The organism is Lachnoclostridium sp. An118, from assembly GCF_002160985.1.
Taxonomy (GTDB): domain Bacteria; phylum Bacillota; class Clostridia; order Lachnospirales; family Lachnospiraceae; genus Claveliimonas; species Claveliimonas stercoravium.
The window spans coordinates 88,085-114,150 of record NZ_NFLQ01000010.1 but is presented as its reverse complement, the minus strand read 5'-3'; the positions used below and the strand labels follow the sequence as shown (position 1 = coordinate 114,150).

Annotated in this window: 24 protein-coding genes; 8 read left to right on the top strand and 16 right to left on the bottom strand. The window is 42.9% G+C overall.

Translation table 11 applies throughout. From position 1 onward, the window contains the following. Positions 1-270 precede the first annotated feature (270 nt). Positions 271-1,416 (top strand): transposase, encoded by a 1,146-nt coding sequence (locus B5E62_RS10265; RefSeq protein WP_242957837.1) that lies wholly within the window; start codon positions 271-273, stop codon positions 1,414-1,416. Between the two features lie 125 nt (positions 1,417-1,541). On the opposite strand, the gene B5E62_RS10260 is transcribed toward B5E62_RS10265, so the two are convergent. Continuing rightward, complete coding sequence (locus B5E62_RS10260) at positions 1,542-2,894, bottom strand: recombinase family protein (RefSeq protein WP_242957836.1); 1,353 nt, start codon at positions 2,892-2,894, stop codon at positions 1,542-1,544. Positions 2,895-3,044: 150 nt separating this feature from the next. After that, positions 3,045-3,209 (bottom strand): hypothetical protein, encoded by a 165-nt coding sequence (locus B5E62_RS16940; RefSeq protein ID WP_162610298.1) that lies wholly within the window; start codon positions 3,207-3,209, stop codon positions 3,045-3,047. A gap of 418 nt (positions 3,210-3,627) precedes the next feature. On the opposite strand from B5E62_RS16940, the gene B5E62_RS10255 reads away from it, so the two are divergent. The 4 genes from B5E62_RS10255 (at position 3,628) to B5E62_RS10240 (ending at position 6,945) form a co-directional block, all read left to right on the top strand. Continuing rightward, complete coding sequence (locus B5E62_RS10255; RefSeq protein WP_087174475.1) at positions 3,628-4,191, top strand: helix-turn-helix domain-containing protein; 564 nt, start codon at positions 3,628-3,630, stop codon at positions 4,189-4,191. 80 nt (positions 4,192-4,271) lie between these two features. After that, on the top strand, positions 4,272-4,562 hold the full coding sequence (locus B5E62_RS10250) for a transposase (protein ID WP_087174474.1): 291 nt from the start codon (positions 4,272-4,274) through the stop codon (positions 4,560-4,562). A 262-nt stretch (positions 4,563-4,824) separates the two neighbouring features. After that, positions 4,825-6,066: an IS256 family transposase gene (locus B5E62_RS10245; RefSeq protein ID WP_087174473.1), complete on the top strand. Its 1,242-nt coding sequence runs from the start codon at positions 4,825-4,827 to the stop codon at positions 6,064-6,066. Positions 6,067-6,183: 117 nt separating this feature from the next. Further along, positions 6,184-6,945 (top strand): IS3 family transposase, encoded by a 762-nt coding sequence (locus tag B5E62_RS10240; RefSeq protein ID WP_087174472.1) that lies wholly within the window; start codon positions 6,184-6,186, stop codon positions 6,943-6,945. 390 nt (positions 6,946-7,335) lie between these two features. On the opposite strand, the gene B5E62_RS10235 is transcribed toward B5E62_RS10240, so the two are convergent. From B5E62_RS10235 to B5E62_RS10180, 13 genes are all read right to left on the bottom strand, one after another. After that, a complete protein-coding gene (locus tag B5E62_RS10235; RefSeq protein ID WP_087174471.1) occupies positions 7,336-10,509 on the bottom strand; it encodes a tetratricopeptide repeat protein in 3,174 nt (1,057 codons plus the stop codon). A gap of 261 nt (positions 10,510-10,770) precedes the next feature. Continuing rightward, the gene (locus B5E62_RS10230; RefSeq protein WP_087174470.1) at positions 10,771-11,823 is read right to left on the bottom strand and encodes a hypothetical protein; all 1,053 of its coding nucleotides are present in this window, start codon (positions 11,821-11,823) and stop codon (positions 10,771-10,773) included. Positions 11,824-11,987: 164 nt separating this feature from the next. After that, positions 11,988-12,179 (bottom strand): hypothetical protein, encoded by a 192-nt coding sequence (locus tag B5E62_RS10225; RefSeq protein ID WP_162610297.1) that lies wholly within the window; start codon positions 12,177-12,179, stop codon positions 11,988-11,990. 59 nt (positions 12,180-12,238) lie between these two features. After that, on the bottom strand, positions 12,239-13,597 hold the full coding sequence (locus B5E62_RS10220) for a type IV secretory system conjugative DNA transfer family protein (RefSeq protein WP_242957834.1): 1,359 nt from the start codon (positions 13,595-13,597) through the stop codon (positions 12,239-12,241). After that, positions 13,594-14,193: a ClpP family protease gene (locus B5E62_RS10215; RefSeq protein ID WP_242957832.1), complete on the bottom strand. Its 600-nt coding sequence runs from the start codon at positions 14,191-14,193 to the stop codon at positions 13,594-13,596. The genes B5E62_RS10220 and B5E62_RS10215 overlap by 4 nt, the downstream gene beginning before the upstream one ends. Then, a complete protein-coding gene (locus tag B5E62_RS17420) occupies positions 14,190-14,321 on the bottom strand; it encodes a hypothetical protein (RefSeq protein WP_275532585.1) in 132 nt (43 codons plus the stop codon). The genes B5E62_RS10215 and B5E62_RS17420 overlap by 4 nt, the downstream gene beginning before the upstream one ends. A 37-nt stretch (positions 14,322-14,358) precedes the next feature. After that, positions 14,359-15,390, bottom strand: a complete 1,032-nt coding sequence (locus B5E62_RS10210) for a hypothetical protein (RefSeq protein WP_143468847.1) — start codon at positions 15,388-15,390, stop codon at positions 14,359-14,361. A 16-nt stretch (positions 15,391-15,406) separates the two neighbouring features. Further along, on the bottom strand, positions 15,407-16,252 hold the full coding sequence (locus B5E62_RS10205) for a DUF1887 family protein (RefSeq protein WP_087174467.1): 846 nt from the start codon (positions 16,250-16,252) through the stop codon (positions 15,407-15,409). A 111-nt stretch (positions 16,253-16,363) separates the two neighbouring features. Next, positions 16,364-17,599, bottom strand: a complete 1,236-nt coding sequence (locus B5E62_RS10200) for an OmpA family protein (RefSeq protein WP_087174466.1) — start codon at positions 17,597-17,599, stop codon at positions 16,364-16,366. 14 nt (positions 17,600-17,613) lie between these two features. Continuing rightward, entirely contained in the window at positions 17,614-18,600 is a 987-nt protein-coding gene (locus B5E62_RS10195) for a hypothetical protein (protein WP_087174465.1), read from the bottom strand. Between the two features lie 5 nt (positions 18,601-18,605). Further along, a complete protein-coding gene (locus B5E62_RS10190; RefSeq protein ID WP_087174464.1) occupies positions 18,606-19,046 on the bottom strand; it encodes a hypothetical protein in 441 nt (146 codons plus the stop codon). Beyond that, the gene (locus tag B5E62_RS10185) at positions 19,047-19,874 is read right to left on the bottom strand and encodes a hypothetical protein (protein WP_087174463.1); all 828 of its coding nucleotides are present in this window, start codon (positions 19,872-19,874) and stop codon (positions 19,047-19,049) included. Further along, positions 19,864-20,187 carry a hypothetical protein gene (locus B5E62_RS10180; protein ID WP_087174462.1) on the bottom strand — a complete coding sequence of 108 codons (324 nt, stop codon included), beginning with the start codon at positions 20,185-20,187 and terminating at the stop codon, positions 19,864-19,866. Before B5E62_RS10180 ends, B5E62_RS10185 begins: the two co-directional genes overlap by 11 nt. A 240-nt stretch (positions 20,188-20,427) precedes the next feature. Here B5E62_RS10180 and B5E62_RS10175 point away from each other — a divergent pair, with 240 nt between their 5' ends. Then, a complete protein-coding gene (locus tag B5E62_RS10175) occupies positions 20,428-23,490 on the top strand; it encodes a hypothetical protein (RefSeq protein ID WP_143468845.1) in 3,063 nt (1,020 codons plus the stop codon). A gap of 84 nt (positions 23,491-23,574) precedes the next feature. Here B5E62_RS10175 and B5E62_RS16935 read toward each other — a convergent pair whose 3' ends face one another. Then, complete coding sequence (locus tag B5E62_RS16935; RefSeq protein ID WP_162610296.1) at positions 23,575-23,751, bottom strand: hypothetical protein; 177 nt, start codon at positions 23,749-23,751, stop codon at positions 23,575-23,577. A gap of 150 nt (positions 23,752-23,901) precedes the next feature. Here B5E62_RS16935 and istA point away from each other — a divergent pair, with 150 nt between their 5' ends. Beyond that, on the top strand, positions 23,902-25,221 hold the full coding sequence (gene istA, locus B5E62_RS10170; RefSeq protein ID WP_087174460.1) for an IS21 family transposase: 1,320 nt from the start codon (positions 23,902-23,904) through the stop codon (positions 25,219-25,221). After that, positions 25,181-26,017, top strand: coding sequence for an ATP-binding protein (locus tag B5E62_RS10165; protein WP_206414315.1), 837 nt, complete (start codon positions 25,181-25,183; stop codon positions 26,015-26,017). Before istA ends, B5E62_RS10165 begins: the two co-directional genes overlap by 41 nt. The last annotated feature ends 49 nt before the right edge of the window (positions 26,018-26,066 follow it).

Sequence of the window (26,066 nt, the reverse complement as noted above, 5' to 3'; positions counted from 1 at the left end):
TCTTGAGTTTCCGCAGAATTATCCCCTTAGATAAATCTACCGTATTTCGTTATCCACAACTTTCAAAAAATGGCCAAAATATAAGGAATCCTAATCCTTTTTGATGTAAAATTAAGCTACCAAACAAAAACCTTACTAAACAAAAAAGAAAGGGGATTCCTTATGGCTAATTCTACATCAATTACTTACCGTTTGAAAAGAAAAATTTTGACTTTTACAAATAAAATCTCCCGCAGACTTTCGAAACCAGACCGGAAGTTCACAGCAGATATGGTTTATGGCATTCTGGCATCCAGAAGCTGTCTGCTCACTGATATTTCCGACCAGCTTCATGAAACGGTACATAAGGTGAATACTGTAAAACGGCTTTCAAATCATCTTTCGGAAGGAACGCCGGCTTCTGCTACCGCTTCTTATCTCCACACCGTAAAGAGACTCGTTCCCTCTGAACCAGTGGTCCTCATTGATGAAAGTGATATCGTAAAACCAGATGGAAAACAGTTTGAAGCTCTTGGTATCGTTCGCGATGGTTCTGAAAGCACACAGACGAAAAGTGTTTATAAAAAAGGATACCATGTAACAGAGGCCTGTGTCCTGACTGCCAACAAGCATCCTGTCAGTGTTTTTTCCATGATCCATTCTTCTGTTGAGAAGGACTATAAATCTGTAAATACCATCACATTTGATGCGATCAAACAGGCATCTGCTCTTTTCGGAAAGGCCACCTTTGTTATGGACCGCGGTTATGATGACAATAAGATCTTTCTCATCCTCGACCATCTGAAGCAGGATTACGTGATCCGCCTGAAATCCAACCGGAAACTTCTTTATCACAACAAATGGACAAAGGCAACGGAACTGCAGAATCGGAGGAAAGGGAAAGTAAAAGCGGATGTTTTCTATAAGGGAAAAGAGCATACCGCATATCTTTCCCACGTAAAAGTTCAGATCACTGCCTCCCGGAAAAATATTTATCTGGTCCTGGTCTATGGGATCACGGAACATCCCATGATGCTGGCTACAAACAAAGAGATCCGTTCAAAGGATGATGTGATCCGCATTGCCAGAACTTATTTTTCCAGATGGCGGATCGAGGAATATTTCCGTTGTAAAAAGCAGACCTATCAGTTTGAAAATTTCCGTGTAAGGAAACTGGAAGCCATTAATGCGCTTAACTTTTATATTACTTTAGCCATGGCATTTTTAGCTCAGGAAGAATTAAGTCCTGAGACAAACGCCCTGAAAGTTTCAATCATACAGGAAGCAGACCCGATCAAGGAAAAAGTCAGTTTCTGCTATTACCGGCTGGCAAAAGGCATCTCCGGCATACTGTCACATGCCAAAGAGGGCATCCGGCTCTGGTACAGGACAAAGCGTCCGACATACCGTCAACTCTGCCTTAAGCTGACCGCCTGAATAGATAAAAGTATATGTCTCCCAAAGCCCGGTTCCGGCGGGGCTTATAAAAGTGCCTCTACTCTCGGTGCTGCCATTCTAAATCTCTCAAAAAATGGGCAGATTGGTACTTTGGGTAGACATAGCTATTTTTTTATTGCAGTTTGCGGAAACTCAAGGCTTTTTTTCGTTTCAATACTGGCTATATCCTTCTCCAGCTGTTTTACCCGTTTTAATTCCCTATCATCTTTCAATACATCTTCAATGGTACACAATACGGAATCCAGAACATCATCAAAGTTATCTGCCAACAGCCGGAATGCATCCAGGAATGCATTTTCAATAATTACCTCATCAATCGCTTTACAATTCGGACAATTACTGATTCCATTCTTGGTTGCATTCATGCACTGCCAGACTGGTTTTTTCGTTGTGGTCGTCTGGTGTCTTGTTCTGCGGGAAAGTTTATGACCACAATACCCACACTCCAGCATACTGCTGAATGTAAATTGTCTGGTGTAGCGTTCTCTGTTCCCGGTTGTCTCCATCAGCCTTGGTCGTACACGCTTCAGGCGAATTTGTTCTGCTTTATCCCAGATTTCCCTTGAAACAATGGGTTCATGATGATCCCGGATATAATACCGCTCCTCTTCCCCCATATTAGCAAGCCGTCTCTTCGATATGGGGTCAACGGTAAATGTTTTACCAAAAAGAACATCTCCCTTATATTTCTCATTTTTGATAATACCCATCACACCATGCGTATGCCACTCTACAGTTCCACGCTTATTTTTGATTCCTAATTCCATCAACCTTCTTGCAATACTCGAGGTACCATATCCCTGCAGATACAAATCATAAATAAAACGTACCGTTTCAGCTTCCTGCTCGTTCACAGTAATTGTTTTAGTCTCCCTGTCGTAATCATACCCCAGGCATCCATTGAATCCAATCAGTTCGCCCCGCTTCATTTTCATTCGTAATCCCATCTTCACATTCTCCGAAAGGGATTCCACTTCTCCCTGCGAAAGAGAACTAAGGATGGTAAGAAGCATTTCACCATTCATATCCAGTGTATTGATATTTTCTTTTTCAAATATAACGGCTATATTCCGGTCACGGAGCATACGCACATATTTCAACGTATCCTGTGTATTTCTGGAAAACCGTGAAATAGATTTTGTAAGGATCATATCAATTTTTCCATTCTGACACTCCCTTATCATTTCCTGAAATCCTTCCCTTTTGTCCACTTTCGTTCCGGTGATTGCTTCATCTGCAAAAATGCCTGCCAGCACCCATTCCTTATTTTGGCGTATTTTTTCTTCATAATAAGATTTCTGAGATACAAAGCTGCCAAGCTGTTCATCTCCGTCCGTAGATACACGGCAATATGCCGCAACACGGATACGCTGAATCGGCATCCCCATACTTCGTCTTCCCACACTGTTTGTTGTTGTTTTCGTTGCTTCCAAAATCTGAACTTGTCTCATACCCATAAACTACCTCCATTTCTTTTACCTGCCACATTTTTCTTCTTTTCCATCTGGCTTGTTTCTTATTTTGCAATATGATTTTATCTAAAATAATAAATGTGAACCAATGTTGCATTGCTGTGTCTTCCATTGTCTTTCTCAACTTCCTACTTTTTATGCGATTGCCTTCCTTGGATCATCACTGCGTTCCCCTGCAATCAGATAACTGTCCATCAGCTTCCGTCTGATTCTTTCATATTCTTTTTCTGTCAGAAGTTCCAAACGGAATAACTTTGCAAGCAAAGCTATTTTCTTTACATATTCCAGTTCTTTCCTCATTTCTTCTCCCCCTTTCCTCATGATTTTTCGGCATCACTCCCTTCGATTAAAAATCTTGTACTTGTTTTGGCTTCCATTTGTACTATCTGCTGTCAGTGTTACAACTGACCTCTATCAGATCTGAATCTGAAAACTGGCAGCTTCCTCTAGGGCATACCAGCCGTTGCCGGAGTATCTTCAACGCTCGCCTGAATATAAAATATTACAGGGTCGTGGCATTTGTGTTGGCAGATCATACAGCTCATTTCATTTTCAAAGTCCAAGCATTCGCTTTTATGCGAATCATATTGTACTGTCATTATATTTCGCTTTTCTGCTAATGTCAAGCTTGTTATTCGCTTTTTAGCGAATGTTTCTGTTTACAAAACCGCATTATGAGGTTAAAATATTAATATCAATAAGAAAGCAGGGATCTGATATGACGATTGGAGATAAAATAAAAAAAATCCGGACATTCCGGAAAATGACACAGGCTGAGCTTGGTGCAGCCCTTGGGTGGGGTGAAAAAGGGGCAAATCGTCTTGCCCAATACGAAACCAATTACCGGGTTCCAAAAAAAGAACTGGTAACAGAAATGGCTAAAATCCTGGATGTAAATCCATGGACACTATATGATACCACAACAATGGATGCTACTGAATTCATGGAGCTTCTGTTCTGGATAGACGAATTCAATCCGTTTGCAATCAACTTATTCCAACTGGAAACTTATCCCGGAGAAAAATGCAATTCTTCCGAAGATACCGCTGTCCGTTATCACGATAACGATAGCTGGCCTGCACATCCACCTGTGGGATTATGGATTAATTATGGGCTTGTCAATGATTTTATGAAAGAATGGGTAATCCGGAAAGAAGAACTCAAATCCGGTAAAATTACAAAAGACGAGTATTTTGAATGGAAAATCAACTGGCCGCAGACCTGTGATGATTGTGGAAAACATGAACCGATGAAACAGTGGAGAAAAACATTTCCTCTTTAAACCTGGAGTGGTAACGTTTAAGTAGAGTCGTAAAATTCACCAAATCTATGATATTATCAATACATGGAAGGTGAGAAAAAATGCAATACGACAAATCATTTAAAGAAGAAGCACTGAAGCTTTCCGACGAAATCGGAGTAAAAGCACCCGCCGCTCAATTAGGTATCCCATATTACACGCTGTCCGGGTGGCGTAATAATCGAAAAAAATACGGAGCGGATTTATATTGTGGCAGTGGTCATAAACAGATGTCTGCAGATCCTGTAGAGCAGCGTATCCGGGAACTGGAAAAGGAAAATGCAGAACTCAAACATGCCAATGAGATTCTTCAGGAAGCACTTGGTTTTTTCGCACAACGCCGAAAGAAGTAAGAGCTCATCAGCGTTATCAGTTCATCTATGAAAAACATCATGGCAAATGGACTGTGAAACTGACGTGCAGAATCCTTTGTGTCAGTGTTTACGGTTACTATAAATACCGGAGAAACCTTGGCAAACCAGATAAAGATACTGTTCTTTCGGCAGCGATACAGTTCATTCTGGACGAATCGGCGGTGTGAAAGTTTTTCTGTAAATACGTAAATATAAGAGGTTCTTCTATGATAAAATCTAAATCATAGGAGGGCCTTTTATTATGGCAAAACAAAAGAAACCTGTTCATCGGGTACAAATGACGGAAGGAAAACGAAACATTATCCATCAACTCCTGGAAGAATACGACATTCAGACCGCTGAAGATATCCAGGATGCCTTGAAGGATCTTCTTGGCGGGACCATTAAAGAAATGATGGAAGCAGAAATGGACGATCATCTTGGCTATGAAAAGTCCGAACGCTCTGACAATGACGATTACCGGAATGGCTATAAGCGCAAACGGGTAAACAGCAGTTACGGATCTATGGAAATCGAAGTCCCGCAGGACCGCAAATCAACCTTCCAGCCGCAGGTGGTCAAAAAACGCCAGAAAGATATCTCGGATATTGACCAGAAGATCATATCCATGTATGCAAAGGGAATGACAACCCGGCAGATTTCAGAGACCATAGAGGATATTTACGGTTTTGAAACATCTGAAGGTTTTATCCCAGATGTGACGGATAAGATCCTGCCGCAAATAGAGGATTGGCAAAACCGGCCTTTGGATGAAATATATCCGATCCTTTTTATTGATGCAATCCACTATTCTGTGCGGGATAACGGCATCATCCGAAAACTGGCGGCATATGTGATTTTGGGTATCAATACAGATGGCAAGAAAGAAGTCCTAACCATTCAGGTTGGTGATAATGAGAGCTCCAAATACTGGCTGTCTGTCCTGAATGAATTAAAAAACCGCGGTGTAAAAGACATCCTGATCCTTTGTGCAGATGGTCTGACTGGAATCAAGGAAGCTATTGCAGCTGCCTTTCCGAAAACAGAGTATCAGCGCTGTATCGTACATCAGGTACGGAATACGCTGAAATATGTTCCGGATAAAGACAGGAAAGCCTTTGCAACGGATTTAAAAACAATCTATCAGGCATCTGACGAGAAGAAAGCCCTGGACGCACTTGACCGGGTAACAGAGAAATGGACGCCGAAATATCCGAACTCCATGAAACGCTGGAAAGATAACTGGGATGCGATTTCTCCGATTTTCAAATTTTCAACAGATGTGCGGAAGGTCATATATACGACCAATGCCATAGAATCATTAAATTCCACCTATCGGAGACTCAACCAGCAGAGAAGCGTTTTCCCGAGCGATACAGCACTACTGAAAGCCCTGTATCTGGCCACCTTTGAAGCCACCAAAAAATGGACAACTACCATCCGAAACTGGGGCCAGGTGTATGGTGAGTTGAGTATTATGTATGAAGGACGGCTGCCAGATTAAATTCATATCCAGGTTAAAACAGGCGGAAAAGCCGCCTGTTATTGACATGCCATCAAACGGATGGTATATATAAAACAAGGGTGAAAAGCTTATTTTTCAAAACTTTCACCCGTTCTTATCATAGAAGAATCCTATTTACAGACTTTTCTTCACAGGCTCGACGAATCTCCATATAATGATAATTATGGGGCTCCCCGTATGCAGTTAGCACTTCTGCAAAAAGGAATCAAAGCAGGAATCCGCCGTATTACCCGTATCATGCGGCAACACGGATGGCTTCACAAACCTCATCGCAAACCGAAAGGACTTACACATGCAACAACCGAAATCCAGGAACAGGAAAATCTCATCAAGCAGGTTTTTTCAGCATCACAGCCATTAAAAAAGTTGTTAACAGATATTTCGCAGATCCCTTGCCAGGATGGAAAACTGTATATTTCTCCGATTTTGAACTGTTATAATGGAGAAATCCTTTCTCTGATCATGAGGGACAATATGAAGAAGGAATTATGTATCGATACTTTTCGTGCTGTTACAAAACGGTATAAACTTAACGGCTGCATCCTGCATTCCGACCGCGGAAGCCAGTATACCAGTGAAGCATTTGGAGATGCATTATCCAAAGCGGGAGTGAAGCAGAGTCGGAGTGGTGTGAATCACTGCTATGACAATTCCCGAATGGAAAGCTTTTTTGCAACACTGAAAAAGGAACTTCTCTACCGGATCCCTACATACAAAATGAAACGGGATACAGTGAAGACTATCATTTTTCGTTATGTCTTTACTTATTATAATCGAATGAGAATTTATACATCTAACCCGGGTGGATATCCACCTGTGGTATATCGAACGCTGCAGGAGGAACTTCTTGCGGCATAGGTACTGAAAAAATTTAGTGAGTTTATACGACTACACTTTTCTTGACAATTCCAGATTGCTAATTTTCGGGTGGCTTGTTTGCTATACTCTTTTTTGGTGGTTTACCTCTACTTCTTTGTTTCAAACTTCTCCCCTCGTACCTTATCGCATTCGATTATTTCAGGGCGCAAAAGCCCTTTACCCACTTAGCTTTGACCTCTGTCTGGCACAAAATAATTTACAATTGTTTTTACTGCTCTTTTTCATCATCTTTAGGCTTTCCCAACTGAAAAACATTCATCTATGTCCACTTAGTCCCTATCGTATTCGCATTATCAAACTGAGAAATACATTCCATCACCACAAGAATCTCAAGGAGCGATCTCCCACATTTCTCGCTCAACTTATTTTTTATTTCCGCAAGTTCTTCATCCAGTTCCATAATCTTCTCAATAAACTGGCATGTTCCTGTTCTATCAATTCCTGTTTTTCATATATTGATGCCAGATTGTTCAGCGATGTCAGCGTATGGGGATGATCCTCCCCTAGCACCTTACAGCTCAGCTCATATACTTTCTTGGTCAACTCAAGCGCTTTTTGGTACTCCCCGTGTTTCCCGTATTCATATGCCAGATTGTTCAGCGACGTCAATGTATGGGGATGATCCTCCCCTAGCACCTTACAGCGCAACCCATATGCTTTTTTTCTTACCCTAAGCGCTTTTTGATGCTCATCAAGTTCACTGTATGCTGTTGCCAGATTGTTCAGCGATGTCAACGTATCGGGATGCTTCTCCCCCAGTACCTTACAACGACGCTCATATGCTTTCTTGATTAACCCAAGCGCTTTTTGATATTGACCGAGTTCACTGTATGCTGTTGCCAGATTATTCAGCGACGTCAACGTATCGGGATGATCCTCCCCCAGTACCTTACAGCGACGCTCATATGCTTTCTTGGTTAACCCAAGCGCTTTTTGATATTGACCGAGTTCACTGTATGCTGTTGCCAGATTATTCAGCGACGTCAACGTATCGGGATGATCCTCCCCTAGCACCTTATAGCTCAGCTCATATGCTTTCTTGGTTAACCCAAGCGCTTTTGAGCACTGACCGAGTTCACTGTATGTTGTTGCCAGATTATTCAGCGACGTCACCGTATCGGGATGATCCTCCCCTAGCACCTTACAGCGACGCTCATATGCTTTCTTCTTTAACTCAAGCGCTTTTTGGTACTGACCGAGTTCACTGTATGTTGTTGCCAGATTGTTCAGTAATGTCAACATAGCCGGATGATCCTCCCCTAGCACCTTACAGCTCAGCTCATACGCTTTCTTGGTTAACTCAAGCGCTTTTTGGCACTCCCCGAATTCACTGTATGTTGTTGCCAGATTATTCAGCGACGTCACCGTATCGGGATGATCCTCCCCTAGCACCTTACAGCGACGCTCATATGCTTTCTTGGTTAACCCAAGCGCTTTTTGATATTGACCGAGTTCACTGTATGTTGTTGCCAGATTATTCAGTGACGTCAACGTATCGGGATGATCCTCCCCTAGCACCTTACAACGTAGCTCATATACTTTCTTCCTTAACTCAAGCGCTTTTTGATGCTCACCGAGTTCGCTATATATTGTTGCCAGATTGTTCAGAGACATCAGTGTATCGGAATGATCCTCCCCTAGCACCTTACAGCGACGCTCATATGCTTTTTTCGTCAACTCAAACGCTTTTTGATGCTCACCGAGTTCGCTATATATTGTTGCCAGATTGTTCAACGATGTCAGTGTAGCTGGATGTTCCGCCCCTAGCACCTTACAACTCAGCTCATATGCTTTCTTGGTTAACCCAAGCGCTTTTGAGCACTGACCGAGTTCACTGTATGTTGTTGCCAGATTATTCAGCGACGTCAACGTATCGGGATGCTTCTCCCCTAGCACCTTACATCTCAACTCATATACTTTCTTCTTTAACTCAAGCGCTTTTTGGTACTGACCGAGTTCACTGTATGTTGTTGCCAGATTGTTCAACGATGTCAGTGTAGCTGGATGTTCCGCCCCTAGCACCTTACAGCGACGCCCATATGCTTTCTTCTTTAACTCAAGCGCTTTTTGGTACTGACCGAGTTCACTGTATGCTGTTGCCAGATTGTTCAGCGACATCAACGTATCGGGATGATCCTCCCCTAGCACCTTACAGCTCAGCTCATATGCTTTCTTGGTTAACTCAAGCGCTTTTTGACACTCACTAAGTTTGCTGTATGTTGATGCCAGATTGTTCAGCGATATCAACGTATCGGGATGATCCTCCCCTAGCACCTTACTGCGCAGCTCATACACTTGCTTCGTTAACTTATACGTAGCGCTATATTGTCCGTTTTTGCCATATGCAAAAGCAAGCTTGTTTATGGCTACAAGCGTATACCCCTCTTTTTCCCCATAATCTTTTTCGCACTGCTCCACGATTCTCTTCGCCCAGTAAAGTGACTTGCGGTAATCAAGTTCGACACCTATGCCGGCATTATACATATCATAAAGTTTTTCCATTGCCTCAATAAGTCCTGCTTCGGCGGCTGCGGTGATGAGTCCAACAGCGCGTTCCCTGTTTATCTCCACGTCAATGCCATCAAGATATGCAAGGCCAATCAGGAAATTATGCTCCGGCTCGCTGCCGTTTTCAGCAGTCGCTATTTTCTTTATTCTTTCAAGCAGCGCTTGAGTTACAATGTCCCCATCTTTAGCGTTAATGCATTTCGGTATACCTTCAAACTGCTTTTCAAGTTCTTTTCTGTCCGTCTTTTCCGCTTCGATAGGCAGTATCGGCTTGCCGTTGCTGCGCGCCTGAGGGTATTCATATGTGCGGACGTAGTTTTCCTCATTTATTAAATTTGGCGTTACTAGCAACGTGAAAAGCTCACTCTTTTCAAGTGCTTTTCGGATGTTTTCGTCAAATTCTTCACTCGGCACAAGGTATTCGTCATACCATATGGCAATATCCCTGCAAAGTGGATCTTTATGTATAAGCCGCATAAGATCGTTCGCAAACCGCCTGTCCTTTTTTCTGTAACTCAAAAAGATGTACGCGTCAAATGCACGGCGTATCCTCTGTGCCGTATCATCATCCACAAGCACGGAATGAAGGAATTTCTTTAGCTTCTCCGCATACGGCACGGCGGTAGGATCAGTGGTTACGCTGTCCAAATACTGCCTTTTGCCAAATTTATCCGGGCGAGCATAAACAGACTCAACGCCCGACTCTATCATTATTGGCAAAACAGTTATGCCGTGGTTCTGTGCAAAAGGAAAATCGACATCCATTGCCCTGTTCGGCTCAAGTAGCAACTTAAGAGAAACAGGTATAACAACAAGGTTCATGGCTACGATATCCACCTCCATATCCTCCTGTGGGATACGATATTCCATATCAGGCGTGTAAAATATCGCACAGTTCTGTGCAGCAAAAATATCGGCACATATTTTTTCAAATGAGCGTTCAAAATCCGCTGGATGACAGGTAAAAAACACTCTGGGCTTTCCGTTTGTGCTTCCCCCGCCCAGCGTTTTGCATTTCAAATATTCATTGTTCATGAAATCATCCCCTTTGCTTTTGCGTTTATTGTACGTCACTGTTTATTCCTTTGTCCTTGATGAATCAAAAAGTTCTCACGTAAAATGTTTTGTTTAAGTGTTAAAATATTTATCAAAACATAAAATTCTTTCTTCCTGCTGATTCTCTTGGTAAAAAGAATATTCGAGAATAACCCAGTATCATTAAACCTATTATACATCTCAGCACACCTGCCAAACAATGGAAATGATACCAAAGCTTCTCTCACTGCTATTTACCGTTTACTCCGCAGATTGATTTATCAAGTCCTCATAAAATTTAACTCTTTCTTCTGCATATTCTCTGGCATCAGTCTCGCATTGCTGTTCATAATAATCCGAATAAGTATCTTCTCCATCATTGTAATGCTCAAATTCTTCTGCATATATATTGACTTTACGGAAAATCCATAAATTTTTATTACTTGAATCTATTTCTTTATACAAATCTACCATACGATGCTCGAAGGAATGGAATGCCTCATGAACCAGACACCGCAATAAGTCTTGTACACTTCCATTTAAAAGTAAATCTATGTCTATTACTATTTCATGTGTCGAATCGTCATAGTATCCCCAGAGACCTTCCTCCTCCAAATTGGCAACACAAATATTCAGCTCATTTGATATTCCTAAATTACTTCTCTCCAGATTCGCAATTTTCTGAAGTACTCCCGCCTTTTCCTGTACAGTAATCGAAGACCAACTATCTTCATCTAATAAAGCAATTGTTTCCGCACTTTCAGAAAGAAGTTGATTATATGAATCAGCTGTAACTGAAGGTTTTACGGATGATTGAATGATGGACGAGCCAAATAGAAAGTTTCCACCCGCAACAATCAGAATAACCAGAAACCCCAACCCGATGATCCTTTGCGTGGCTCCAGCGATAGTAAGTATGGCTGACCGGATAGTTTTCCTGAAATAATTTCTCCGTTTTATCTGGCGTTGCATAATATAACCACCGATTATAATTGAAATGCTCACTGTAATTGAAAGGACTGTTATAATGAGATTTCGTTGGATTTGAAAATATGTAAGAACTGTATATAATCCATATCCTGTCACAATATTAAAGAAAACACTAACATCATTTCTATCCTTTTTTATATTGCAGAGAATCCCCTGGATACAAGCCATTCCAAAAATAAGTAAAAATATAATTTTAGATTCCGTAAACGAATAGTTCCCAACACAACAGAATAATATATTTTTATACCAGATCCAACTAACAATCGCCCAGAACAAATGTCCTGAAAGAAATTCCGATTTTGTAAGCGTATTGTTTCTCTTCATATCCTACTTTCACCAATCATTTGAATTTATTAAACACAACATACATCATTTCTTTGTCATCAAATGCTGTCCTGTCCATTTTCTTTGCAAGCACATTCTGCCATCTGCAGGCAGTTTCATCATCCAGAGGTATTTATCAGGGCGAAAACAATTTTTTGAAACTTCTAATCCTCAGATGTGGTGCCGAAAAGTTCATCGAAACGCCTCTCGAGCTCCTTCTGCAGATCATACTCTTCCTGTCTTGTCATATTATGAACCTGATTGCTCTGTGTCCCCTGCCCACTTCTTCCGTTGTCAGCTTCCTCTGATGGAAGTCGTATACTCTTCAGAAATTCTAAACGCTTATTTCCCTTCATTACACTCCCCGCTTTCCCTGTGATATAATCCATCCGTCTGTGTCAATCTCATATTGATCCTAACGTGTGGACTGAGACAGCTCTTTCTCAACATGCTTCTCATATGCTGCCGTTATTTTCTTATACATCTCGTTCTGGAAGATGTTATATCTCTTTGTAAAGATCGGCTTCATGCCACGCCGGAAGATGATTTCTGATCCAATCGGCATGTACAGGACATCCTCCAGGGGTCTGTTCGCTCTCGCTGAAATGCTCCTTCCCGTATCCAGATCCATAGATCCCAGGAACACGATCGTGTCGCAATTGTTAATGATGGTGGTCGCCTTCTCGCTGCCATAAAGGGAGCTTAACTGCGACTCTGACTGGATCAGAGCTGTGACAGACAGCCCCTTCTCACGGAAAATGGACACATACTGATCGAACATATTCACAGGACAGCCAGTGGCGAAATCGTCGGCAAGAACATCTACAGGTATCGGCAACTTTCCGTCTACCTGGTCTTCCGCAAACTCAAACAGTTCCTTAAACACTGAACTATAGAAGGAGGAAACGAAGCTGTTCAGCGAAGAATTAACCGGGCTGGTTGTTATAAATAGCACCGTCTTTTCAGAAGCCAGCTTCTCAAAATCCACCATCTTTTTCATGCGAAACATTTCCTTTAGTTCCGGAGTGAAGATAGAATCGATTGTAGTGTTCAACGCCGAAAAAATACAACTGGCCGTCTTAATGGGGAGCTGTTTGAACGATTTCCAGCAGGATACAGCAAAGGACGACGGATCTTTCTCTGCAAGATACTCAAACTTCATGTCATAGTTCGTGGTAACAACACCGTTTCTCTCCTCAAAAGTCAGCTTGTTGTGAAACTCCAGCACATCTGCGAATGTGGGGTTGTCTTTTGTCTGCAATATATAGCACAATTCCGCACTGAAAAGACTTGTTGCGCCATCATCCCAATACGGATCGGCATTTGACAGAGCCTTTTGAGGATTGGCCATGACAATGCTGCGTGCCAGGAAGGTGATGTCGTTATAGGAGCCGATATGCATCAGGGGATCGTATCCACAGTTTCCCTCACTGGGATGCACAAAATTCAGATCCAGAACCTTATACCCTCGCTTCTTCATCACCATAGAGTACTTCTTCACAATCCTGCGTTTCGTTACCGTGGCAATGAGACTCTTGTTGAATGTCTCAAGAATACGAGGTTCCATGATACTGACCGTCTTTCCACAGCCGGAAGTACCGATCACGAGGATATTATTGTTCAATCCAGTCTTCTGCGAATCTGAACTGAAGATGCAGTTCTCGCCGTCTCCAAGAATCAGTCTATCGGTATCGCTGCCGTTGCCGGATTTCAAAAGCACTCTCTCGTTAAAAGAAATATCGTTTACATTCATCTGTCCATCGTTATTAATCATGCACAGCCCTCCATCATTTCCTTAAAGCTTCTAATGCCATCCGCAAGTCCCATCTCAACCGCTTCCCGGGCTGAAAAGTAATGGTCATAGGATGTCAGTTCATCCATCTCTTCTTCCGTCTTTCCGGAATGGAAGGCCAAAAGTTTATTTATCATGGCCTTCGTCTCCAGCAGACTTTCAGAAATGGATTTGATAGAGGATGCATTGCCGCCAATCTTGCCGCCAAGCAATGGTTCATGGAGCATAAGCTTGCTGTGCGGAAGCATGTATCGCTCTTTCCCACAGGTAAACAAAACTGCCCCCATACTGTAAGCACATCCGCTGCAGAAAGTACGGACAGGGGCTTTGGAGTCGACAATCGCATCATAGATCAGCAGACCATTATCAATCTCGCCTCCCGGAGAATTAACGAACACCGAAATCGGTTCCTTATCATCCTCCAGATTCAGGAGCATCATCTGCTTGAAGAAATCCATAGCGCTGTCAGCGTTGATCTCGCCAGTGATAAATAACCTGCGGTCACTCATCAATTTAGATTCAATCGCAACCGTCTGAACGCCGCTGCTGCTCTTCAGTAATATTGGTGTACTCATCATTCCTCATCCCCTTTCATGGCAAAAGGATTCAGATGGATGCCTTCCGGGCTGTCATAATGCCAGTCGTCCTCTGTCAGAAACTGCTTAACAACATTAACGATTTTGTCTGAAGATTCATATCTACGCATAGCTTATTCTCCCTTCCCGGGAGACCTTAAGGCCTCCCTATGCGCTCCTTCCCATATCTGTAACCATCTGCCGCTCCGGCAGGCTGTACCAGGTACGGTTTCCCGCCTCATCCAGTTCATACAGGTTCTGCAATGTCTGACGGACATAAAACAAATCCTCTGTATACAGCAGACTGTCTGTCTCACTGATCAGACCTCTGCTTCGAAGATACTGATCGATCTTTACGCAGTGCTCATAGTTCTCTCCGCAGATGACAAGCTGCGGGACTGCCTCGTGCCCGTAATAGTTGTTTTCACGATAACGTCTGTCATTGATCAGGATGTAGTAACGATTCACCTTGTCTGCCAGCTTGCGCATCGCGTGCGGTGTGGATCTGACCACCTCATACAGGAGGATTGACTCCTCATCCAATTGAATATTTGCAGCTGTCCGAATGATACAGCCATCTGTAATCGGAGGTTCCTGTACAGGACGCATCGTCTCCATGATACCGAAGCGCTCACAGGCTACCCCGTTCATCAGACCAGAGAGAGCGATCATATTGCCAACAAGGATTCTCTTGATATCCTCTGCTGTATCGAACGCGTCCAGTTCCTGTTTCTTTGTGTTGCTGAGGTATCTGTTGCCCTTGTGGAAAAGCACTCCTCTGTGGCGGGCAATCAGGAAACCTTTATAATCCAGATCATATACCTTCAGGCCTCTTTCTGCCTCCGGAGTCTTTAGCTCATACTCGCGAATGACCCGCAGCTTCATCATTTTGTTCAGTCGATTGCGAACGCCGTGTCTCTGGACTTTGAAACCACGGAGTCCTACAAACTGGTATATCTGCAAAGAGCTTAAATACTTGCTGCGTCCCAGTTCCTCAACCAGAGCATAGTCGACCGCGTCAAAGGACTCTTCGATTTCTTCAACAGGCACCCCATTGAAAGGTAGCACAGTCATAAAGACCTCTTCTCCCTCGCGAGTCGCATATACCGGAATATCCGGTATATGGTCCGCTCTGAAACCAAAATCAAAAGCTCTGTTGCTGTAATTCACAGTGCCATTGAACTTTTCCATCTTCTTCATATATACTACGCCCCTTTCACGCTGCAAAGTCGCTCATGACCATCTTGGTTACCTTCTCCTGAAGGGTATTTCCCGACAGGTTACACACATAGTAATCACAGAAGTACTCGATACATTCCGCCTTGCTGTCTGAGATATAGGCATCTACCAAGAGCAGGTGGTCCGGAACGATGTTATAGGTCACTCCCAGCTCAGCAAAACTGCTCCAATCAGAGAAGCATTGACCGCTCTTGCATTCCACAATGTACCAGATTCCGTTAAACTGAAAAGCAATGTCGAACTCATTTTTCAGCTTGCCTTCGCTGTCTGCCACACGGACATTCCGGTAAATCTCATATTCTGCTTTATATTTCACCGACAGTTTCTGCAGTACGCCCTTGATTGTCTGATAAACCGCAAGCTCCAAATACTGTCCTGTCAGGAACATCTGTGCCTTTGGCATCACAACCAGTGAGCCATTGAGAGACTGGAACGCCGGGAAGTAACGGACATTGCTGACCAGTCCGGCCATATCCTGAAACAGAGAAATAATCTGCTTCTTCTCCGCATCACTTTTGCCCGCCAGTGACAGACGGAAGTCTTTCTGTCCGCGGATGTAAAACTGGCGAAGCTCATGCAACAGATCCTTGATGAGATCATTGTTCTTCATCATTTTGATTGCCAGCTGTCCAACTGCCTCTGGTATCTTTTCATCACTGCCGACCGACTCGATCACGATGTTCTGTATACCGTCGATCAGGTCACGAAGACCATTGCCATGTGTGTCAGCTGTTGGAACCGGAGCCTCCCCCACTGACATCAGTGGTCTGATCTCCGGAGCCAAATTGCCATTCACCGCACAAAGTGCTTTTGCTTTCAACATATGAAGTATCCCTCCTCTCTGATAAAATGGCTGCCTCCCTTTGCTACTACAGTCTCTCATAGTATTTCTGTTTCATAAACCGACAGGTTTCGCTTTGAAAGAAGTCTGTACCTATTCACTTAAAATATCCTTTGCAGTATCGCTCGATGCATCCAGCAGCACCACTTTGCGGTTTTCTGATGCAATGCTGCCTTCGTAACCGGCACCATATACATGCCATGGATCGCTGGATCCGAGCCCCACAGTAACAATACGAGACTCATCAACGCCAAACTGGATCAGCGTATTCCTGACCGCATCCGCTCTTTCCTGCGAAAGTTTTATGGTGTAATCGCTATCTTCATCCCCTGCCGTGGTACCGGCGAGCAGGAGCTTGATCTGCTCATGTTCGATGAGGTAATCCGCGATCGGCTGGATTGTCGCCACTGCCTCTTCTTCGTTCAGATATGTGGATTTATCCGGTACAAAGGATACCTGCTCTTCAGGGAGGATGACCGGCTCCTCCAGAATGCTCTCATCTTCCGTATCAAACATCGTTTCGTCAAAGCCAATAGGGGTTTCCGTTGGGAGATCTACTGTGTCTACCGCAGGATAAGATGCCTCTGTATCCACCGGATTCGCCATGATGTCATTGTAAACAAATGTCCCGCCGCCACGTTCTACAATACCACTCCAGATTTCCTGCAGACGCTTTCTCTGTGTCTGCGAAAGATCCTCCTGTGGAGAAGCCACATCACCCATCTGCTGCCAGACTACCGTAATACCGGTAAAATCCGGAATCTCATTCTTCTCTTCCAGCTGATCCAATACAGCCTCCGGCTCAACAGAAAGGAGATTATTCTGGAAGTTGAGCGTTCCCTGTGTGGAAAGGCCTGTTCCGACGACCACAATCGTCTTGGAATCATAACCTTCCAGCGAGGACAAGGAGCGTACCGCCATTCTCAGCCCTTCCAGATAATCCACCTGGGCATCGTTGGCAACCTGACTCTCCATATAGGCAATCAGATTCGTCGCCTTTGCACGGGCATCTGTCTTCAGTTTCTCTTTGGATGCTTTCTTATACTGTGCATCGATATCATAGCTGTCCGCCGCAACCATTTCTGGCTCACCATCAACCACCACCACTGAAATATAACCGTATTCAAGAATCGTATCATAGATGGTATCCTGTACCAGCGGAGAACTCATGTTCAAACCCTGACTATTGGCGGTCGGTGCGATTGCGTAGCATACTGCATTCATGCTGGATGTCGTTTCTGCAGAAGTCTGGTCTCCGCAGCCGGTAAAACCAACTGCAGAAACTGCCAGGCATATGGTTAAAAATAATGCTGTAAATCTCTTTTTCATAGCGCGTCTCCTCCTTATGCTGTAGCTTTGTTAGCGGGGATCATAGTTGTATATCTTGTTTCTTTTTCTGCTGGTACGTCCATCGCAGGAACTGCCACAGCCGGTGTGTCAGTGACAGCCTGCGTGTTCAGCAGCCCCAGTTCCTTATCCAGTCTGTCCAGGATAGTCTCACAGACAGATTTGGAAAGTACATTATTGGATGTCGGATTGCCAAGCTGTTCCTTCAAACGTTCTCTGACATAATCGCAATATCCGATTACCTGGGCTATATGCATCATCTGCATTTCCTTATACTTCGCCTCATCCTCCATCTCGAGATTTTCCGAAAAATCCGGTTCAGCATCATAGTCATCCAGAATGGCCTCAAAACGTCTGACCTCATCTCTGGTATCTTCCATCATCTCTGCTATACGCTGCTTTTTGATCTTCAACGGATTATATGTAATAAAGCTAATCAGGAAACTGCCAACGGAAGTCACAACAGGAATACCCATACCAAAGATGGTTAGCGCAATTGTCGTAGCATCGATGCCGGATTCTGCAGTCTCCTGTGCCATCGTACTCATATAGCTTGTTGCAATACTGACCGATGAAGCTGAAGTCTGATTAATTGTTAAAATACGAAGAACTATGTTCATAGCAAATGCCAGACCACAGACAACCAGTGCCATAATCAGTACAAACTTGTCTTTTGTAATTCCCTGCCGCAGACGCTTATACTGGATGCCTCCAAAGATTGGCGTTATGTCAAATCCAAACAGTAACGCTCCAATCTGTACCCAGAGCATCAGCGGGCTGTCATAAGAGAGTCTGCTGAACAGGCTGTAGAATACAACACCGTCTACCGTCGCACAGAAGATCATAATCAGGTACGGCACAATACTGTTATCAAATGGAGTATCCGCCTTGAAGCGCTTGCGATTGTTATAATGAAGGCATTCGTTCGTAATCTCGCCTGTTTTTCTGTCTACCGAGTAGATCTCTTTATATTTTTTACTCATAATGCTTAACCCTCCTCTACTGCTGCCATCTTACTGCATACATCTTTATATTCCTGTTCCAAGCGTTCCAGTTCTTCCTTGCGCTCATCGCGGATCCTTTCGAAATCCATACGGTCAGAAACCCTGCGTGCAACCAGACGACGGTTCATATCCTTGTGGTTAAGACGCTGAATATTCAAATACGGCACCGACTCTCTGTACGGTCCAAAAATGATATTGTCGAGCATATCGCCGTTACCATCGTCCACGTCCCCGGCAAACAAAGCTTCCAGATGCCTGTCAATCTTCGGCTTCATCTCTTCCTCACTGAGCCCGGTATAAAGTCTGTAATCAGTGGAACGATAGGACTCAAACAGACACTGTATACGACGCTTGAAATCATATACAGTCACTCTGGAATCATCCATCGTATTGAACTGAGCCTGCTTCTTTTTTCTTCCGAACATTTACGCCACCTCCTTTTCTGCTGCCTCATCCTGAATCGCATCACGGATCGCAGCCGCACGCTTCATCAGTACCTTATGCAGGCTAAGATATGCTTCCTCCGCCTCATCCTCCAATTCTATTACAGGTACAACCGGCATGGATGCGCCATCCGGATGACGTCTCAACGCAGAATTCCAGTACACATCAAGGCGCATCCGAATGTGATCTCGAACACGATGGCAGATCAGACGAGTCGTGTTGTCATCCTCGACCAGCTTGCTGTACAGAGCTGAAAACGCCTCTTCCGCATTTTTCAACTCCCGCTCCAGACCTGCTACCTTTTTCTTTACCGGAGCCAACTTCTTTTCCTTTTCAGCTTTACGTCTTGCCCGGATCTGAGCATCCGTCAGATTATCCTCGCCTTTCTTGCGGGCAAATTCCGAATCATTCTCCCTTGTAGCAACAACGGCAAGATCCGCTTTTGCCATCTCCAGAAGTCCCTTCTTCTGGCTAATACCGTCCATTAATTCCTCCAGACGGGCATACTCTCCTTCATTCTCAATCTGGAGACTTCCCCAAGTATGACTGCAGAACTCCCCAAAGCTGTTAGCCTCTTGGTTCATAAATGGTGAATACCAATCGTTACTATCGGTCTGGCGCGGAAATCCGTTGCGCCCATCACAGAAACCTCTGATATTCAGGCAAATGGCTTCAAAGGAACCAATCTTCTTTCCTTTTCCATTATTCACCTTTTTATAGCGCTGCTTACGCATCTTCTCTCTATCCACAAGTGCAGCCTCCTTTCCTCTTCTGGTAGATTTGGTACTATTGGTAATGTTATCTCTCATAGCAGATCACCTCCTGTCTTGCTGCTACAGTCTTTGCATTGGTTAATGAGTGCTCCAGTTCACGGAACAGCGTCGTTACGACGCTTGTAAGCTTCTTGTTATACCAGGCCTTAAAGCCATAAAGCTCGCCGATGGTGTGGCCATGGCAGCCAAAGTACTTCTTGACCGAGAGAGAAAACGGAATCTCATAAAAGCAGGTAGCTTTCTCTCTTCTGTTGCTGTTGTTATAGTAGAACTCGATACGATCACCGGTGTTATAGATGGTGATGCGGTCGGTATTCTGGATTGCGAGTTTTACATTGAGTTTTTTCATGTCTATTTCCTCCCTCTGTGCTACAGTTTTCTTGATGATTCTATATTAATTCAAAAAGGAGATTTCAAATATGCTCATAACAAGCCTTCTCTGAATGAAACCATCCTGTTCTGGAACGTTCTTTTGAAACTTCTTTTCGAGGAAATATTGAGCATGTATCTTTTTGTGGGTATAATAACTTTAAGAATTATTATTATGATGGTCTTTAAATCCGATTTCAATTATGCAAAGGAGGCTAACATGATACGTATTACCTGGAATAATTTAATCCCGCCTGGCTATCAATCCGAAGACATTGTAGAATATTTGCTGAAGCCAGCGATTTTCGACAATCCTGAACTTAAAGAAAAAATTAAGACATCCGCTTTTTATGAACGAGAGCAGCGGGGAAAAACAAATAATTTTTATACTTATCTTGTTGAGAACAAAACCGCACGAACCAGACTTTTTTCACGCACACAGAACCCACTTGATTCTAAAAGTATCTCCGAAAGGATGCTACATTTGTTATTAGAAAACACAACTTCTAAAGGCATTCCGTATAACATGAATTCATTTCCTATTCGCCATGAATTTAAAAGACAATGGATGAAGGTATTGACTCCTATTGAAAAATTAACAGCAGAAGAACGGAAGCACTTGGAACCCGACAAAAACGATCAGTATACTCTTAATGGTCGAAGAATCCTGAAAGAGTCAGATATCGAACTTTATTGCGAATATATTTGTGACATTCTAAAGGTGGATATAGATAACAAGAATCTTAAGGAAAATGGGGATAGCGATAATCTTAATAAAAATAATAATCTATCAAAATTGAAGAAAAACCTTGATAAATGGTCAGCAGGTAATCGAAGTAAAAGAGACTTTGAAAATGTAGATGTTCAGTTACACTATAGAGAAAAACAAATTTCGTTATATTCACTTATCAAGGACATTCCATCCTGTGACGGCCGCTCCAAATACTATAAAGACGACGAAGAATTTGCCCAACTTTCGGAAGAAAAAAATCTGTTTTTTGAACGTATTGCCTCATTATCGGTCATTGCATCTATATGGTATATTTGGGAAAATGCGACCGATAAGAACACTTACTATCAGGAAGAACTATTTCGAATAGCGAATATGCTTTTTCCGTCAGAATCATTGTCAATTTTTAATACGTCTAATCAAACAACTGCAACTAGTAGCCAAGTTGATGAAAACGATGACACCAAACAGGCATATGGTGAATTACAAAAAATAAAGGCAAAATTAGGAGCGCACGAGTTTAACTCTGCCGGAGAACTATGCGAGAAAATATTTTGTACTTATAAGAATGCCTCTGACGAAATTATGGCAAAAACCTTAAGCCATCTTATTATGTGTTGTGAAAATGGTTATCCAGTTCCCGCTTATTTTGGAACAATAAAAAATATTATTCGTGGAGCTATCTATTATAAAAGTTCCTATATTTCTAAAGAGAAAACCGAAATAAAAAATCACCCGTTACCTTCCAATATAGATAGCAATGGGACGTATACATTAAACTGTGATTATGAAAGTTCAATTTGTGATTGGATAATTCACACCGCACCTCCTAAATGGCATGAAATTATATCCGAAGCGCCGGAATCTACTTTAGTAAGCAATCAGAATCAACGGATTCTTCTTGTAAATGATGATTATAGTTTAAATCTTCGTGACGCAATCAATATATTAGATAAAATAAAATCCAGTATCACACAGGGTGAAACAAGTATCTCTGATTGGCAAAATCTGGATTTATACATTCGTTGTCACGAGGCAGAGATCACACCTCTACTGGACACAGCCCTCAGCTATTTTACAGAAGATAGTGAAATAACTAAACAATCTGGATTGAAGTTGATAAAAATATATCTAATAGATGAAGCAAAGCGAAGCGCAGACTTTTTGTTTGCTCGACATCCACACTTTTATCCACTTACCCTTGCCAGAAATGCTGGTAACGATACTCAGTGCATACATATTGTGTTAGCAACAGATAATAAAAATCTTAAATATTCAGAATGGCTTATTAAAGAAGCATTTTGGACATTACCTCGCTTTGATACTAACGTGAAATCAAAAATAAGTATAATTTCACCTTATGCTACTGAATTATATCATTCAATAATATCACAATGCCCCGGACTAGCCTCCGTTTCATTACTGAATGGAAAAATTGAAAACCCGGGTGCTCGTGACATTAAGGCTAAGATAACGGATATAAATTTCCCTGATATAGAATTCACACACACTTCCTTTTCCAGCCAGGCCTTACAAGCAGAACTGGAAAAGCTGTGGAATCCTTCTGAATATCTATATTATATAGTTGATTCCTCTTCTGATACAGAAGGTATAAGCCTTGCTATAAAAATACGTGAACATACGGTCCGTCAATCTGTATTAACCGGTCACAGTAATAATTATTCAAAATATAATGCTACTATTGCCGTGCGCTGTTTTGATCCGGATATTGCTGGACTAGTCAATGAACTAATTGTCCCGAAAGAAGAAGAACATGGAAAACAATGGTTCAATGACTACAACTTGATTCCCTTTGGAACTAAAGAGAGTTTATATTCCTGGGATCAATTATCTGGCGGCATAATAGAGACCGTATCTCAGTGTATACATCTACAATATCGTAAGGCGAGCCTGGATAATAATAGTTGCAATAAAGAACTAAATTCATACTTTAAAAGACTATATAATCGCGACTCTTCCTTCGGAGCGGCTGTCAGCATTCCCTACAGACTCTATGAGGCAGGGGTTTTCCCCGACTCATGGTTCATACAGAATAGTGATGCTTGGTGGAATAAAAAAATCCGTAAAGAGCTTGCCTCTAATTACAAGGCCAAAATCACGTCAAATAAAAGGTTGATTGAACAATTAGCGCGTTACGAACATATGAGATGGTGCTGTTTCCAACTGACACGTGGATGGTTACCTGTCGATTCCAACCGGGTAATTCAGTTTATGAGTTCTGGGGTCAAACGACATGTTTTGCAAATTGCTAAATTACATCCTTGTCTTTGTTCTTGGGATGACTTGATTGACTTACATCGACAATTAAGTGTAACCGCCATGCGCAAGGTAAACTGGAAAGATTATGAGAGTTTTAAATCTCGAGAAGAAATTGAACCGTATTTGGATAAAAGATTTAGTCGTTATTTCTCCTTTGAAGAAATCTATACTTATTTCCAGGAAGTGGATAATACCAATATCGAGCAAACAGATTTGATCATTGAAACTGCTTGGGATATTGAAGGAGAGAAAAACAATACTTTTGAGAGGTAAAACTCCTGCCTGAAACTATAAGAATACTAAAGAACCATCTGTATTGGTGCTTCAATACCGATGGTTCTTTCCTGCTTATTCTGCTCACGCCTTGAACATTGAATTCCACAGCGTCTCCGTCCCCCAGAGCGTAACATTCATCTGATTTGCCCGCTCCACAAACGCAGCTCTGCTCTTATTCCGATAGTCCGAAGAGACCGCCAGCACACCCTTTGACTGGAAGTGATCCGATACCGCTCTGATCTCATATACCCACTGCATATTATCATTATCGGTATTAGCGTCGGGTTAAAATAACCATCTAGTGTCAGGCTAAAATAGCCAATCCTAGTCAAATTAAAAAAGCCATTACATACAGGTCTTCATCCTCTTATACTGATGATAAGCCAATGCATCAGAAAAGGAGGATTTATGCACGAAGATGCTACATGTAATGACTTACAAAAAATCATAACACAAGCAATCAACGAAATAAAGCAGGAACAAGGCGAAAATTTCAACCTTGCCAAAATTAATCTTGCAGAACTGGAACGCCGAACCGGGCTCAGCAGATCCAGGCTAAGGCACTTAAAAGAAAATAACTTTATTGTTACGCCACATGGGAGGACAGGACAAAAATCAACAGCTACGGTTCTGACCGGATATAGCGGCATTATTGACGGACTGCTCCGAAAAGGCGTCACGAATTCTTCTGTATGCTTTGAGCGGCTGCAGGAAGCTGGATATACCGGTGGGTTAACAACCGTAAAAACTTATATCGCTGATCACCGGGATCTTGTCCCGCCCAAGCGTCAGCTCGTTGCCCCTCAGGGAAACCGGGGACGCAGATATCAAACTTCCCCTGGGGAATCCTATCAGATGGACTGGGGCTTTGTCCAGGTAGATACAAATACCGATGCTTCCTATAAGGTCGCATGTTTTGCTATGATCTGCCATCATTGCGGGGAAAGATACATCGAATTCTTCCCCAATGCCAGACAGGAAAATCTTTTCATAGGGATGATCCATGCTTTTACTTATATGGGAATCCCGCACTATATACTGACAGACAACATGAAAAGTGTCGTGATCCGGCGTGATCCAGAGGGACATCCTATCTGGCAGAAAGATTATAAAGTGTTCATGGAAACGATCGGTTTCCAGACGAAGCTCTGTAAACCAAGGCATCCTTTCACCAAAGGAAAGGTGGAGCGCCTGATCCGCTTCGTAAAAGATAACTTCCTTGCTGGCAGAGTTTTTGGCACGATTACCGAATTAAATCTGGAAGCCATCGGATGGTGCAACCGCCAGAACAGCATATACCATAAAGCGGTGGACTGTATCCCCTGTGAAAAGCATCAGGAAGACTGCATGGCTGTTGCTTCCGTATTAACAAAAACACAGGCACTTGCTTTCTATCTCTGTCCGGAAAGAAAAATTTCTTTCGATGGATTTGTCCATTATGAAGGGCGGCGCTTCGGCGTCCCGTACTGGTACACCCAGAAGACCTGCAGGATCCGGAGAGATTCCTTTACCCTCTATATCTACGCATCCGATCTCAGCAAAGTCCTGACCACCCATGATGTTACCTGGATGAGAAGAGACAGTTTCTGCCGGGATCAGTATGTGACAGAACAGCCGGAAGAAGTCCCATCAATGCCAGTCAAAACCCGGATCTTTCAGATAGAGCCACCCAAACAGCACTCCGGATTTGAAAAATTCAACTTTGAGGAGGGCCTGTGGGATGAATGAATCAATACTTGAAAGAATCCAGTCCAGTGCAAAGGCACTGAAGATCGATCTTTATACAACAGAACTGGCCAGCTATGCCGATGAAAAAGAACTTTCGCCGGAAGCTCTGGAGGCAGTCTGCGGAGTTTTTGAATACCTGGAGCAGAAAAAATATGACTCCATGGTCCACACAATGCTAAAACTGAGCAAGCTTCCTATGAATGAGCCGAAAACCTTTGAAAGATTTGATTTCAGCCGGCTCCATGGAAAGCATGTGCAGTCACTGAAGAACCTCTCTTCTCTGTCCGCTCTGTATGCAGGAAAAAATCTGGCATTTATTGGGCCGCAGGGTGTAGGCAAAACTCATCTGGCCATGGCTTTTGGGCGGGAATGCTGCCTGAAAGGATATAAGACTTATTTCTTAAGGGCAAGCGAACTCAACCAAAAGTTGACGGATGCAAGGAAACACGGCCGGGAGGGGGCTGTCATCAACGGGCTGGTAAAGCCTTCCTGCCTGATCATTGATGAGATCGGCAGGTGTGTGTTCGATAAAGAGAACACCCGTATGTTCTTTGATGTGATTGACCGCCGCTATAATAAAGATGGTCCCAGCACCATGATTTTTACCAGCAACAAAACACCAAACCAGTGGGGCGAATATTTCAGCGAAGATGATACGCTGCTTTGTTCTTTAGACCGGGTTTTTGATGACGCCACTGTATTTATGATCAAAGGTGACAGTTACCGGGGACGCAAGCTGGAAACACTTGGTCTTGAGGCTGGTATCGCAAAACATACGGAGTATAAAAATGCGTAACTGTTAATAACATACATACATGATGCATTGGCGATTTTAAATTGACTGA